General features: G+C 68.6%; 12 protein-coding genes. 2 read left to right on the forward strand and 10 right to left on the reverse strand.

Features of this window, described 5'->3' with window-relative positions:
* Positions 1-88: 88 nt before the first annotated feature.
* Positions 89-1,906: an ABC transporter ATP-binding protein gene (locus E4J89_RS02980; RefSeq protein WP_136784635.1), complete on the forward strand. Its 1,818-nt coding sequence runs from the start codon at positions 89-91 to the stop codon at positions 1,904-1,906.
* Between the two features lie 92 nt (positions 1,907-1,998).
* On the opposite strand, the gene fdhA is transcribed toward E4J89_RS02980, so the two are convergent.
* The 8 genes from fdhA to E4J89_RS03020 all read right to left on the reverse strand — a co-directional run bounded on the left by fdhA (position 1,999) and on the right by E4J89_RS03020 (position 9,863).
* On the reverse strand, positions 1,999-3,213 hold the full coding sequence (gene fdhA, locus E4J89_RS02985) for a formaldehyde dehydrogenase, glutathione-independent (RefSeq protein ID WP_136784636.1): 1,215 nt from the start codon (positions 3,211-3,213) through the stop codon (positions 1,999-2,001).
* Positions 3,214-3,294: 81 nt separating this feature from the next.
* A complete protein-coding gene (locus E4J89_RS02990; protein ID WP_136784637.1) occupies positions 3,295-4,080 on the reverse strand; it encodes an MIP/aquaporin family protein in 786 nt (261 codons plus the stop codon).
* 237 nt (positions 4,081-4,317) lie between these two features.
* Entirely contained in the window at positions 4,318-5,295 is a 978-nt protein-coding gene (locus E4J89_RS02995) for a glycosyltransferase (RefSeq protein ID WP_136784638.1), read from the reverse strand.
* Positions 5,296-5,298: 3 nt separating this feature from the next.
* Entirely contained in the window at positions 5,299-6,435 is a 1,137-nt protein-coding gene (locus E4J89_RS03000; protein ID WP_240691672.1) for a glycosyltransferase, read from the reverse strand.
* Positions 6,432-7,625 (reverse strand): glycosyltransferase, encoded by a 1,194-nt coding sequence (locus E4J89_RS03005; RefSeq protein ID WP_169303911.1) that lies wholly within the window; start codon positions 7,623-7,625, stop codon positions 6,432-6,434. The genes E4J89_RS03000 and E4J89_RS03005 overlap by 4 nt, the downstream gene beginning before the upstream one ends.
* A complete protein-coding gene (locus tag E4J89_RS03010) occupies positions 7,622-8,005 on the reverse strand; it encodes a DUF2304 domain-containing protein (protein WP_136784640.1) in 384 nt (127 codons plus the stop codon). The genes E4J89_RS03005 and E4J89_RS03010 overlap by 4 nt, the downstream gene beginning before the upstream one ends.
* A 4-nt stretch (positions 8,006-8,009) precedes the next feature.
* Entirely contained in the window at positions 8,010-8,648 is a 639-nt protein-coding gene (locus E4J89_RS03015; RefSeq protein WP_136784988.1) for a glycosyltransferase family 2 protein, read from the reverse strand.
* 78 nt (positions 8,649-8,726) lie between these two features.
* On the reverse strand, positions 8,727-9,863 hold the full coding sequence (locus tag E4J89_RS03020) for a glycosyltransferase (protein WP_169303912.1): 1,137 nt from the start codon (positions 9,861-9,863) through the stop codon (positions 8,727-8,729).
* A 311-nt stretch (positions 9,864-10,174) separates the two neighbouring features.
* Here E4J89_RS03020 and E4J89_RS03025 point away from each other — a divergent pair, with 311 nt between their 5' ends.
* Entirely contained in the window at positions 10,175-11,314 is a 1,140-nt protein-coding gene (locus E4J89_RS03025) for a glycosyltransferase (protein WP_136784642.1), read from the forward strand.
* 31 nt (positions 11,315-11,345) lie between these two features.
* Here the strand turns inward: E4J89_RS03025 and E4J89_RS03030 are convergent, their stop codons facing one another.
* Together E4J89_RS03030 and E4J89_RS03035 are read right to left on the reverse strand one after the other, a co-directional pair.
* Positions 11,346-12,566, reverse strand: coding sequence for a glycosyltransferase (locus E4J89_RS03030; protein WP_136784643.1), 1,221 nt, complete (start codon positions 12,564-12,566; stop codon positions 11,346-11,348).
* A complete protein-coding gene (locus tag E4J89_RS03035; RefSeq protein WP_136784644.1) occupies positions 12,566-13,648 on the reverse strand; it encodes a Gfo/Idh/MocA family oxidoreductase in 1,083 nt (360 codons plus the stop codon). Before E4J89_RS03035 ends, E4J89_RS03030 begins: the two co-directional genes overlap by 1 nt.
* Position 13,649 lies beyond the last annotated feature (1 nt).

The raw sequence follows: 13,649 nt of genomic DNA on the forward strand, positions 1-13,649 counted from the left end.
TGTGGAAAACCCGTTCCAACTTTCCTTCGTCTCTGGCCAGAACCTGCCGCGGGTGATAATGGCCCGATGCAATAGGCTGAGGGACAGTATGAAAAGCATCTTCGACGTCCTCGTGCCGCTGTTGCGTACCTTGCCGGCCGGCAGCCGGCGTTTCCTCACCGGCTACGGCGCGGCGTCGGCGGCGTTGGCCCTGCTAGACGTCGTCGCGCTGGGTTTGATCGCCGCGCTGCTGCCGGCTCTGGTGGGGAGCTCCGACGCCGAGCTGCCGCTGATCGGCAACGTCGCCGAGAACGGGATGGCGCTGCCGATCTTGGTGTTCATCTGCCTGCTGATTGTGCTCAAGGGGATCTTGGCGGTGCTGCTGCTGCGCTTCGCCACCAAGCGCTTTGCCAGGCACGAGGTGGCCATCGGTGACCGGTTGTTTGCCGCCTATTTGGCCTCGCCGTGGGAGAAACGGCTGGGACGCAACTCCGCCGAGATTGTGCGTTCTGTGGACGTCGGCGTGGGCATCACCGTTTCCGGCGTGCTGATGCCGGCGATGAGCCTGTTCGGCGAGCTGGGCACGTTGGCGGCGGTCGTCGTCGTGCTTTTCGTGGCGCAGCCGCTGATCGCGGTGGTGACCATGATCTACCTGGGCCTGGTGGCGCTGCTGCTGGCCAAGGTGATTTCGCCCCGAGCCGTCGCCATTGGCCGGGAGAACCGCGAATGGTCCAACCGGACGGCCAAGACCCTGTACGAGGCGCTGGGCGCACTGAAGGAAATCACGCTGGCCGGCCGGGGACCCGAGGTGCAGGAACAGGTGCACGGCACCCGCACCAAGTCCTCGATTGCGCGCGCCGGCGCCATTCAGATTTCGCAGATCCCGCGCTACGTGCTGGAGACAGCGCTGGTCCTCGGCTTCGCGCTGCTCGGCGGGGTGGGCTACCTGACCGGCGGACCGGCCGGCGCGGTGAGTGCCGTGGGTTTGTTCGCCGTCGCGGGTTTCCGCCTGATTCCGTCGCTGACGCGGATGCAGGCGGTGCAGTCCTCGGTGAATACCAGCGCATCCTTTGCCCGGCAGATTGTCGAAGACATCCACGAGGGCGAAGCCGAAATGCACCGGCAGCGGGATGAGCGTCCGCAGCACGAACTGCCGGAGAACGCTGCGGACATTGAGCTGCGGGACGTTGCCTTCAGCTATCCGGGTGCGGCGGCTCCAGCCCTCCACGCCGTGAACATCAGGATTCCGGCCGGCAGCCACGTGGCCTTCGTCGGTGCTTCCGGCGCCGGAAAATCAACCATGGTGGACCTGCTGTTGGGGCTGCTCGAGCCCAGCCACGGACACGTCATGGTGGGCGGCGAACCGATGGAGTTCGTGCTGGATTCCTGGCGGCGGCGGATCGGCTACGTGCCGCAGGAAGTCTCGCTCTTTGACGCGTCGATCGCGCAGAACGTCGCCTTGGCCTGGGACCGGGACCGCGTGGACCCGGAGCGCGTGACCGTTGCGCTGCGCCGCGCGCAGCTGCTGGACACGGTAATAGAGCGCGACGGCGGCCTGGACGCGCTGGTGGGTGAGCGCGGCATGGCCCTCTCCGGCGGTCAGCGCCAGCGGCTCGGCATTGCCCGCGCTCTCTACGACAGTCCCCGGGTTTTGGTCATGGACGAGGCCACTTCCGCCCTCGACACCGCCACCGAGGCCGCGGTGACGACGGCGATTCGGCAGCTGCACGGCGACGTCACCGTCATCACCGTGGCGCACCGTCTGGCGACCATCCGGGATGCGGACATTGTGTTCTTCATGCGTGGAGGGACGGTGGCGGCCGCCGGTACCTTCGACGAGGTGGTGGCCAGCGTTCCCGACTTCGCCGAGCAGGCCGCGCTGGCGGGATTGGGCAAGACCGAGAATCCGGTGGACGAACGCCGCTGAGGCGGCGGTACGCGAACGCCGCTAAGACGGCGGTGGCTGCGCCCAGGTACCGGACCTGGGCGCAGCCACCACTTTGTGTCTGGACAGCCGTCCTACGCGGGGACCATCCCATGCGGATCGATGACGTACTTCCTGGCCGCGCCCTTGTCGAACGCCTGGTAACTCTCAGGCGCCTCGTCCAGGCTGATCGTGGTGGCATTCACCGCCTTGGAGATGTCGGCCTTACCGGCCAGGATCAGTTCCATCAGCCGACGGTTGTACCGCTTCACCGGGCACTGTCCGGTGGTGAACGAGAGCGACTTCGCCCAACCGGTGCCCAGTTGCACGCCGATTTGGCCCACCTTGGCGTTCTCGTCGATGCCGCCCGGGTCACCGGTGACGTAGAGGCCCGGGATACCGAGGGCACCGCCCACCTGGGTCACCGACATGATGTCGTTCAGTACCGTGGCCGGCGCCTCTGCAGCATTGGCACCGTGCCCGCGGGCCTCGAACCCGACCGCGTCCACCGCGGCATCGACCAGCGGGACGCCGAGGATTTGCTCGAGTTTGTCCGGCAGCGAGCCTTCCTTGCTCAGGTCGATGGTCTCGCAGCCGAAGCTTGCGGCCTGCTTCAGCCGGTCGGCGTTCATGTCGCCCACGACGACCGCCGAGGCGCCCAGCACGTGTGCGGAGAATGCCGCGGCCAGTCCCACCGGCCCTGCTCCGGCGACGTAGACGGTGGAACCTGTGGTGACGCCGGCGGTAAAGGCGCCGTGGTAGCCGGTGGGGAAGATGTCCGAGAGCATGGTCAGGTCCAGGATCTTCTCCAGCGCCTGGTCCCGGTCCGGGAACTTGAGCAGGTTAAAGTCCGCATACGGCACCATCACGTACTCGGCCTGTCCGCCGATCCAGCCTCCCATGTCCACGTAGCCGTAGGCTGCGCCGGGCCGGGCGGGATTCACGTTGAGGCAGACGCCGGTTTTGCCTTCGTTGCACATCCGGCAGCGGCCGCAGGCGATGTTGAAGGGCACCGAACAAATATCGCCCTCCTTCACGAAGAGCACGTCGTCGCCGGTCTCGACCACTTCCCCGGTGATCTCGTGGCCAAGCGACTGGCCGACCGGCGCGGTGGTGCGCCCGCGGACCATGTGCTGGTCACTGCCGCAGATGTTGGTAGTGACCAGCTTGAGGATCGCGGCGTGCGGTGCCTTCTGCTGGATTCCCATTTTGCTGGCGACTTCGGACGGCAGTTCCAGCTTGGGGTAGTCGATCGTTTCAACCGCAACTTCCCCTGGGCCCTTGTAGACGACTACACGATTTCCCGTCATGGTTTTTCCCTTTCGTATTTATCCCTCAACCGCGCTCAAGCCGACGGGCCCGCGCAGCCGCGTTATTTTTCTGCGTGTTTTCTATCCTTTGTCGGAATCGGGTCTCTTGTCCTTCTCCGCCGAGACTGCCCGGTCGTCGGCGCGTGGCTCGCCTTCCGGGACTTCGCGCGGGCGGACCACCAGGTCGTAGACAACGGCGGCGGCAACGCTGCCGATGAAGGGACCGAGGATGTACAGCGGGTACTGGTACCACTCGACCGTGCCGCCGAAGATGGACTGCACCAGGTTGGGGCCGAAGGTCCGGGCCGGATTCAGCGACCCGCCGGTCAGCGGAGCCATCACAAAAATGGCGGCGGCGACAGCGAGCCCGATGATCAGGCCCGCCCAGCCCTTCGGTGCCCGCCTGTCCACCGCCACGGCCATGATCGAGAGCATGAGCAGGAAGGTTCCCACCGCCTCCGCCACGATGCCTTGGCCGTAAGAGACGTCCGGCCCCAGTGCGGTCGCGCCTCCGCCAAAGTCCACCGCCCGTGTCCCGAACGACGCGACCAGCAGCAGGCTCCCGATGGTGGCTCCGACCAGTTGGGCAACGATGTAGGGAACCACTTCTACCCAGGAAAAGCGCCTGGTCACCGCCAGTGCGAAGGTCACAGCCGGGTTGATGTGGGCGCCGGAAACCGCCAGGAATGCATAGATGGCCACGGCAATGGCAATGGCGAACCCCAGGGAGATAAACCCGATGCCCGGATAGGTGATCTCCCCGGCGCCGACCGTGAACGCCGCGATCACCGACCCGACGCCGAACGTCACCAGTATTGCCGTGCCGATCACTTCGGCTGCAAGCCGCCGCATTAAGGTGGGGGTCATTTTGCACCATTTCATGTAGATACGAGGAAATGTCACGAAAATGGAACGAGCTGGAAGTTCAGCGAGTCTAGGCGGGACCGCGGAAGGGCGTCAATAGGGCGGGTGGTTGGCACCTTTAACCATAGCCAGCACGATGTGCGGCTGATTATGCCCAGCTGCAGCGGCCCGGCGGATTATCCCGCGGTGGCCTGCGGAGCGGCCTGCTCCCGCGGCGGCGCGACGAAGCGGTCGGGCGGACTAGCCTGCGGCGGCGTAGATTCCAGCGAGCCGGTGCACTAGGCGCACCGGATCGTGGTGTTCCTGGAGCCAGCTTCGGGCGGCCAGGGCGGCGGAGGTGCCGGACGGGTCGGCCAGCGCGGCGGCGGCCGCAGCGGCCAGCGCCTCGGCGGAGTCCCCCTGCAGCACCGGGGGCGACTGGTAGTACCCCTCCCCCAACGGCATGACGACGGGAACGCCGATGCCCATGGCCTGCAGTTCGCTCATGGCCAGGATGCCGGCGCTCTGGCCGATCGCCACGTGAGCCGACGCGAGCCAGCGCAGGTACTCCGGCTTGGCCATTTTCGGCACCAGGTTGACGCCGAGCTCGGCTGCCTGCGGCGCACCGTCGCCCCAGTCCAGCCCCTGCAGTTCCACGTCCGGCCCGACGGCGGCGCGCAGCACCCGCACCAGCTCCAACTGCTGCTGGCCTCCCTTGGAGGAATGCCAGCGGGAGGCGAAAACAATGCGGGGTCGGCCGGCGGGCCGCCACTGGGGCAGTTCCTCCAGGTCCACCGGGTTCGGCAGGTACACCGCGTCGGACCGGGCGGACTCGGCGTGTTCGCGCAGGTCCGGGGTGGAGTACAGCACCGTGACCGCATGGTCGGCGCCCCACTGCAGCGCCGGCCGACGGGCGGGGTCGTAGTACTGGGTGCGGATGTCCGTGCCGTGGAAATGCAGCAGGAACGGTTTGATCGGGCGGGACCGGACGACGCCGATCCGCGAACCGGAATGCACATGCAGCAGGTCCGACCGCAGGATGGCGGCCGTCCGCCGGGCCTGCCAGAGTGCACCGGCGGCCAGTTTCCCGGCGCGGGCGGCCGCCGACGGTGCCGCTCCCTCGGGCGGTAGCGCGGTGAAGTGGCGCCATGGCCGCCCCTCGCGCCGGCTGTACTTGACCAAGGTGGCACCGACGTCGGCCGCGTCATAGATGTGCAGGACGCGCGGGTCTGCGGCCAAGGCTCAGGCCTCCTGCGGGGTGAACAGGCTGGCCACCGCTTGCTCCCAGCCCTTGATCTGGTGCTCGGAGGACAGCTCCCGGGCGGCGGCGTGTGCGTTCGCTTTCCAGCCGTCCACCATCTCCGGTGTCAGCGTCTTGAGCACCTCCACCAGCGCCGCCGGGCTGAAGTCTGCGGTGACGGCGCCCAGTCCGTGCCGGCGCAGCAAGGTTTCCATCGCCGGCGAGGGGCCGATGATCAGCCCGGTGCGGGCTTGGACCGCCTCGAAGAACTTGTTCGGCAGGGCGTGCGCCAGGTTGAAGTTGGTGGGCGGAATGATGGAGATGGCAACATCGTATTCGGCCACGGTGTCCACCAGTTGGTCGTACGGGACCGGTTCGCGGAAGCGCACCCGCGGCAGCTCCTCGCCGAGTGCTTTGAGCTCGGCGACGTAGGCCGGTTCGTTCGGCATCACGATCAGGTCCAGTTCCAGGTGCTCCGGAGCGCCGCGCATGGCTTCCATGATGTCTTCGATCTTGCGGTACCGCTGACCGGCGGAGCTGTAGATCATCCGGATCTTCTCGCCGGTGGGCCGCGGCTGCTTGTCCGCGTACGGGGCCGCGTTGGTGACCACCGAGGCCGCGACGCCGAAGTCCTTGGTGTACTGCTCCGCAATGCCCTCGGCCACCGTGGTGACGGAGCGCACCGCCGGCAGGTAGGTGCGGCAGAGCCAACGCACGTACGGGGCCACCAGCGCCCGCCAGGCGGGCTTGTTGAAGTGTTCCTTCGGCGCGAATTCATGCAGGTCCGCGTGCACGCCGTGCTTCGGTTTAAGGCTCAGCGCCAGCGGCACGGTGTTGGTGTCGTTGGCCAGCACGGCGTCGAATTGCTGGCCGCGCAGCAGCTTGCGCGCCTGCGCCACGGCGGCAATGTTCCAGTACACGTCGGTGTAGCGCCGCAGGGCCAGCCGCTGCGGATCGCGCGGCCAGCTCGCCAACCCGGTGTCCAGTTCAACGTGTCCGGCGACGCCGTCCGGCGCCGGGCCGAACCCGCAGGTAATGACCCGGTACTGGTCGCGGAACAGTGTGATCTGCTTGAGCACCCGCGGGTCGCTGCGCAGCGGCGAGAGCGAGAGGATCAGCAGGGAGCGGGGTCCGGTCAACGTGGCTGCCTTCCGTCGGTTCTGTCGGGTGCAGGTGCCGGTGCGGGTGCCGGTGCGCCGGATGTTGCCGCACCTGCGGCCGCGGCGCGGGCCGTGGGCAGCATGCCGTGAAGCCGGCTGGCCGCGCTGAATATGAGCGAGTTCAGGTTGGTCCGCAGCGGTGCTTCACGCCGGAGGTTCGCCAGCCAGCGCCGGGTGAAGGTGCGCTGCAGCGCCCCGGCGGCCGCCCGCCGTCGTACTTCTGCTGCTATGTCCGTGCCGGATACCGCGTCGCGCAGCGCCAGCAGCAAGCGTTCGTCCGGGGCGCTGAGCAGGTGCGGCGCGCCGGGTGCGGCGGCGGTCAGGGAACGCACGACGGCGGAGATCGCCTTCCGGTCCTCGGCTCCCCATACGAACTCCCCGCCTCGGCGGACGGCCGCGCTGATCACGTGGCCGCGCAGCAGCTTCACCGCGATGGCTTCGCGCTGGGCGGCGGGCAGTGCCGGGAACCAGGCGCCGGAAACCAGCCCGGTGACGTCCTGGAACTGGGTGTCCAGCGGCAGCACGGCGGACGTCACACGTTCGTCCGCGTCCTGTCCCACCAGGTAGGCCGGGGCGTGGGCCGGGTAGGCGATCCTTTCACCGGAGAACCACAGCCGCAGGCCGAATTCCAGGTCCTCGCCGGTGCGCAGCCCTTGGCGCAGCCGCAGCCCGAGCCGGTTGAGTGCCTCACGCCGGATCAGTCCCAGCGGCGCGGTCCGGTAGGCCAGCCGGTCGCGCAGCGGATCCACCAGCGGGCCGCGGAACACGCGGGCCCGCGGGGTCAGGATCCGCGCGCCGCCGCGGTAGCGGACCGGCGCGATGACGGCGGCAGCGCCGGTGGCCTGCGCAACGTCCAGCCAGGCGGACACCGCACCCGGTTCCAGTGTGTCGTCCGACCCCATGATCCCGACGAACCCGGCACGTGCCTGGTCAAGGCCAAAGTTGAACGGGCCGGCCGGGGACGGAATGCCGTCGGCGAGTTCGAGCAGCCGCACGGTCTCCGGCAGGCCCGCCAGTTGTTCGCGCACCGGGCCGGGGTCCATGTTGTGGCACACCACCGTGGCGCCCACCCGTCCCGGCGCGGCGGCCAGCACGGATTCCACCGCCCGCCTGACGGGCCGGTCCGCCGTGTGGACGGCAATCACGATTTCGGCTTCCGGAGCCGTCACGGGCCGTCCCCCGGCCGTGCCGCTTCCTCGGGGCCGGCGGCCTCTTCCGGGCGCGGCGCTTCGTCCAGCGCAATCCGGCGGGCCAGCTTGGTGATCCGGGCCTCCAGCTGGCGCGTCCGCTGGAACGAACTGGCCATGAAGATCAGGAAACACACGATCAGCCCGTACAGCACCAGGTCGGTGCCGCGGCCAATGCCCAGCGCGTTCGCGGCGGCGGTCAGCATGCGGGGGAAGAACACGGACAGCGCGGCCAGCACGGCGAAGAGCATCAGCAGGATCCGGCGCACGGCCTGGTGGCGGGCATTCTGGCCGCCGCGCATGAGCGCCAGGGCGCCGAGGGCGACGGCCAGGACCAGGACAATTTGGACGACTATAAGCATGGGTTCACCGGAAGAAGAGGTCTGCGAGGATGTTGACTCCATTGAGCAGCGACTGCCCCTTGGATTTGGAATATTCCGTATAGACGATGTGTACCGGCTGCTCCACCACCCGCGCCTCGAGCGCGGAGAATTGATGGATCAGCTCGGAGGCGTGTGCCATCCGATTCTGCGTCAGGTGGATGTTGCGCACCACGTCGGCGGACAGCGCGCGCAGTCCGTTGTGCGCGTCGGTGAGGCGGTAGCCGGTGGACAGCCTGGATTGGACGGCAGCCGTGCGCAGCACCAGCCGCTTGAGTGCCGACACCTCGCCCCGGCCGTCGAGGAACCGGGAGCCCAGCACCACGTCGGCCTCGCCGGCCCGGACCCGTTCCAGCATGGCGGCCGCGTCCTGGACCCGGTGCTGGCCGTCGGCGTCGAAAGTGATGACCGCGTCCAGGTTCGGATCCTGGGCGGCATATTCGAATCCGGTTTGCAGCGCGGCGCCCTGGCCAAGATTCACCGGATGGGCCACGACGACGGCGCCCGCTTTGCGCGCCATAGCGGCGGAATCGTCGCTGCTGCCGTCGTCGACGCAGACCACGTTCGGAAAGGTCTGCAGTAGCTCCTGGATGACCGAGCCGACAACGGTGGCCTCGTTATACATCGGCACGACGACCCAGCAGCGACTCACCCGCCTAGTATTCCACAATGGGAATGGTCCAGGTCGCAGCAGCACCGGCACCTAAGGCCGCCGCGGGGCCGGTGCCTGCGCTGCCAGATCCCGGTAGTGGCCATCCAGCTCCCGGACGCTGCCGGCCAGGCTCCGCTGGTCGACCACAAACTTGCGCGCATCCCGGCGCATGGCCAGGTATTCGGCGCTGCCCAACTGCAGTAATTGCTGCAGGCCGTCCTGCAGCTGGCGGAAGTCCGCTTCCGGCGCGAGCAGGCCGGTGACGCCGTCCTCCATCATTTCCGGAATGCCGCCGCTACGGTACGCCAGCACCGGAGTGCCGCAGGCCTGGGCTTCCAGCAGCACCAAGCCGGCCGCTTCCCGTGCGCCGCCGGCTTCCTGGCTGGGAGCCACCAGGATCTGTGCCTGCTGCATCCAGGCGCGGACACCGGCCCGGTCCTGGCGGCCCACAAAATCGATGTGCGGATGGCTGGCCGCGTGCTCGGCCACGGCGTCGCGCAACGGCCCGTCGCCGATCACCACCAGCCGGTGCCTGGCTTTGCGCCAGACGGCCAGCGAGGCGTCCAGCAGGTCACGGATGCCCTTTTGCATGTTCAGCGCGCCGACGAACAACACCACCGGCGTCTCGTCGGACTGATGGCGGGTGGGCACAAAGTAATCGGTGTCCACGCCTTGGTAGTGCACATGGATTTTTCCGGTATCGAGTTCCAGGTCGGCGGCCCGCCCGGCCATGTAGTTGCTGACCACCAGCAGGCGGGAGCTGTGCGCCGCTGCGGAGAGGACGTTGCGGTGGTGCCACCGGGCCATCATGGTGTCCGCCGGATTGGCCAGCGACACCAGATCGGAACCGTGCATGGTGGTGAGCAGCGGGGCTCCGGAGACGGTGGAGGCCTTGACCGCTGGCTCCGACCAGGTGGCGAAGTGCTGGTGGATAATGTCCGGGTTAAAGCGGGTCACCGCCACGGCCATGGACCGCATGAAGGCGGGCATCACCAGCTCGCGGCGGCGGAAGCCCAGCCCGGGAGCCGGGACAAAGTCGGTGACCGGGATCGTGACCGAAGCGTCCTCGATCTGGGCCACCAAGGTGAATACGTGGAAGTCGTGCCGGTCCTTCAACCGCTCGGCGTGCGCCGTGGCGAAGTACGTTGGCGGAATCCGCAACGTGCTCTTGGTGATGGCGATCTTCACGGGGCTCCTGGACCTTTTCGGCTGCAGCCGGCTGCGTCCGGCTTCCATCGCAATCCTAGCCCGGCGGCCTGCACGCCATCTGGTGCTTCCGCCCCGTGCCAAGCTCCGGCCATGCTCCGGCGGCCAGGCTTCGGCAGCCGCGCTTCAGCAGCCAGCTCCGGCCGCCGCGTGCCGGCCGCCGCCTGATGGCGGTGGGCGCGCAGGGTGCGGTGGTCGGCGCGCCGGGTGCGCTGCCCGCACCGCCAGCCGTTCGCCGGACGGTAATCTTTCACTGTCCGGCATCCGCCAGGCATCGGTGACAAGGAGCAGTAGTGGCCCAGCAGATCCTGTGTATCTCTTTCTCGGATATCCAGGCCGATTCCCGCGTGCTGCGGCAGCTGAAACTGCTGGCCGAAGCCGGTGAAGTCACCACGCTCAGCTACGGCGAGCGTCCGCCCGGCGCCACCCACCATCTGGAAATCGACGCCTCGCTGCCGTCGCTTCCGCAGACACCGCTGGGCGTCCTGCTGCTGGCTTTGCGCCAGCATTCCGCGGTGGAGCTCAGCGCTCCCGCGATCAAGCAGGCCCGCGCCCTCGTTGCAGGCCGCCGCTTTGACCTGGTGGTGGCGAACGAGGCCAGGGCCCTGCCGCTGGCCCACGCTCTCGCCCAGGGAGCACCGGTCTGGGGCGACCTGCACGAGTGGGCTCCGGAGGAACGCTCGCATGTGCTGCCGTGGAAGCTGCTGGTAGCTCCCTACATGCGCAGCATCTGCGCCAAGTATCTGCCGCGCACCACGGCGATCACGGCCGTCAACGCGTCCATCGCCCGGATGTATGCGGAACAGTTCGGCTGCACCGTCGAAGTGGTCCGCAACGCGGGGCCGTTCCGGCATCTGGAGCCGTCCCCGCCGCTGCCCGGGAAGATCCGGCTGGTACACAGCGGCGCCGCGGTGCCGGGCCGGAATCTGGAGGGAACCATCGAGGCGGTCAAGATGCTCGATGACCGCTTCACCCTGGACCTCTACCTGGTCAAGGCACGCGATGGCGGACGCTACTGGCAGCAGCTCAAGGACCTGGCCGCCAGCGACCCCCGCATCACCTTCCACGATGCCGTCCCGCCGGAAGAGCTGCCTGCCACGCTCAACGCCTACGACGTGGGGGTCTTCTCGCTGCCGCCGCAGACCATGAACCACCATTTCATGCTGCCGAACAAGTTTTTCGATTTCGTCCAGGCCCGGCTGGCCCTGGTGTTCAGCCCGTCCCCGGAAACCGCAGCCTTAATGCAGACCTACGATCTGGGCGTGGTGACCGAAGACTTCAGTACGGAGTCGCTGGCGCGCGCACTGGCATCGCTGACCACGGAGCAGGTGGACAAGTACAAGGCCAATGCTCACGGCGCCGCCGCAGCGCTCAGCTCCGCCGAAGACGAGGCCGTCACCCGCGGCATCCTCGCCGCCGTGCTCACCCCCTGACCTAGACGGTCCGGGCGCAGTCAGGCGTCAGCTAGCGCTGGCGGAAGGCCTCGGCGGCGTCGGCGATGGCTGCGGCCGCGCGGTTTCCCACGCTGCGCAGCGAGTAGTTTCGCTCCACCCATTCAGACAGTCGGCGGCGTTCGGCGTCGGACAAGGGCTGTTCCAGGGCCGTGGCCATCGCCTCGGCCGCTTGGCCGGCATCCCAGTCCACGCTCTGCCCCAGCCCGTGGTCGGCGACCAGCTGGCGCAGCGGTCCGACGCCGGCGTAGACCACCGGGGCTCCGCAGCTGAGCGAGACGAAGGCTTTGGTGGCGAAGGCGAAGTCATAGCCGCGGGCAGGCCGCACTGAGGCGAGGCCCGCGGTGGCGCTGCGCAGCGCCCGGGCGATGGTGCCGCCGTCGGCCGTTCCCATAAAGCGGATGCGCTCCCCCGCCGGCGCCGCACGCCGGCGCAGCTCCTCCAGCTCGACTCCGCCGCCGTACATCAGCAGCCGGGCATCTGGGTAGCGGTCCAGGATCTTGAGGAAGCCGTCCACGAAGACGCCCGCGCCCTGAATCTCGGACATGGTCCCCGCGTAGACGAAGGTGGGGCCGGGATGAGGATCTGCGGGGCCGGCCAGGCTGAAGGTATCCGTATCGATGCCGGTGCCGACTTCCGCCACCTTGGCCCGTCCAGCGGTCAGCCGGGCCAGCGCCAGCGTCACGCCGGTGGAAATACTGAGCACGCCGGACGCGCCGGTGATCACCCAGCGCTCCACCGCGCGCAGCACCGCGACCACGCGCGGATCCACCCCGATCCCGGCCGCAGCGTCGGAGCTGACGTCGGCGGAGAAGTAGACGTAGGGTCTGCGGCGCAGCGCGGCAGCCAGCCGGACCACCACCCCGGTGGTCGGCGGCGGTTCCACCAGCAGCAGATCGAACGGTTTCTGCGCCAGCAGGCGGAAGAACAGCGGGATGTCGAAGCTGGCGTACTGCAGGTAGCCGCGCACCGCACCGCTGGCATCCCGCAGCACCGGCCAGCGCAGAATCCGTGGGCCGTCGCCGGCCGCCGCTCCCTCCGCGGCCGCTGCCCCCTCCGAAGCACCGGCGGCCGCACCTCCCGCGGCGCGAAGTCCGCGCGGCGGACGGGTGGTCAGCACCGTCACGTCGTGGCCGGCCTCGGTCAGCGCCCGCACCGTCGCGGCCAGCCGGTAGGCGGCAGCGCCGGCCTCCGGGAGGAAAATCCGGCTGGCCAGCAGAATCCGCAGGCCCATCAGGCGTGCAGCCCGACGGTGCGGGATTCCTTTGCGCTGGCGATCATCGCTTCGGCCACGCGCAGCGTGTTCAGCCCTTCCCGCATGGTGACGATCCCGGCGGCAGGACGCTCGGGGCGGTCACCGCCGTCGTGCTCCGCAGCCGCACTACCGTGGGCATCCTGGGGCAGCAGCCCCCGGTTGGCCAGCACTGCGTCGCGGAACGCTTCGTGTTCCACCTTCAGCGGTTCGCGCTTGGGGATGGCCAGGCGGGTGATGTTGCCTTCGGAGACGCCGCGGAAGTTGGCCACGGACTCCCACTCGGTGTTGAAGGTGCCGTTCTCGTGGAAGGTCAGGTCGGCGGTCAGGGTGTCGGCCACAAACGCGCCGCGTTCGCCGGTGACCACGGTGACGCGTTCCTTCGTCGGCGAGAGCCAGTTCACCAAATGGCTGGTGATCACGCCGTTCTCCAGCAGCCCGGTGGCCGCCACCATGTCCTCATGCTCGCGTCCGGAGCGGATGGTGGTGTTGGCGCTGACGGAGGCGTAGCCGGCCTGCGCCAGCCAGGCGGTGAGGTCGATGTCGTGCGTGCCCAGGTCCTTGATCACGCCGACGTCGGCGATCCGCGCCGGGAAGGGACCCTGCCGGCGGGTGGCGATCTGGAAGATCCGGCCCAGTTCGCCGGCTTCCAGCCGCGCCCGCAGCGACTGCAGCGCGGGGTTGTAGCGCTCGATGTGGCCGACTGCGCCGACCAGCCCGCGGGCTTCGAACGCAGCAGCCAGCTTCTCCCCGCCGGCGACCGTGTCCGCAATCGGCTTCTCTACCATCGTGTGGACGCCGGCTTCGGCCAGGGCCAAACCGACCTCCACGTGCAGGCCGGTGGGCACCGCGCACATGGCGATGTCGATCCCGGCGTTGATCAGTTCCTCCACCCCGGAGTAGACCGGCAGGCCGGGTGCGGCGCCGTGCGGGTCGCCGTAGGCGTCGGCGACAGCCACCAGTTCCACGCCGTCGGTCTCCCGGAGCACGCGGGCGTGGTGCCGGCCCATCATGCCCAGCCCGATCAGTCCGGCGCGGAGCACGGTTTTTCCGTTCGCTGCCATG

This window comes from Arthrobacter sp. CAU 1506 (assembly GCF_005047635.1).
Taxonomy (GTDB): Bacteria; Actinomycetota; Actinomycetes; order Actinomycetales; family Micrococcaceae; genus Crystallibacter.

What these genes read in the sequence shown, in the direction of transcription:
- E4J89_RS03015 (WP_136784988.1), bottom strand. Translation starts at nt 8,648, where the DNA reads ATGTATAACGAGGCCACCGTTGTCGGCTCGGTCATCCAGGAGCTACTG.
- E4J89_RS02990 (WP_136784637.1), bottom strand. Translation starts at nt 4,080, where the DNA reads ATGACCCCCACCTTAATGCGGCGGCTTGCAGCCGAAGTGATCGGCACG.
- E4J89_RS03035 (WP_136784644.1), bottom strand. Translation starts at nt 13,648, where the DNA reads ATGGCAGCGAACGGAAAAACCGTGCTCCGCGCCGGACTGATCGGGCTG.
- fdhA (WP_136784636.1), bottom strand. Translation starts at nt 3,213, where the DNA reads ATGACGGGAAATCGTGTAGTCGTCTACAAGGGCCCAGGGGAAGTTGCG.
- E4J89_RS02980 (WP_136784635.1), top strand. Translation starts at nt 89, where the DNA reads ATGAAAAGCATCTTCGACGTCCTCGTGCCGCTGTTGCGTACCTTGCCG.
- E4J89_RS03030 (WP_136784643.1), bottom strand. Translation starts at nt 12,566, where the DNA reads ATGGGCCTGCGGATTCTGCTGGCCAGCCGGATTTTCCTCCCGGAGGCC.
- E4J89_RS03010 (WP_136784640.1), bottom strand. Translation starts at nt 8,005, where the DNA reads ATGCTTATAGTCGTCCAAATTGTCCTGGTCCTGGCCGTCGCCCTCGGC.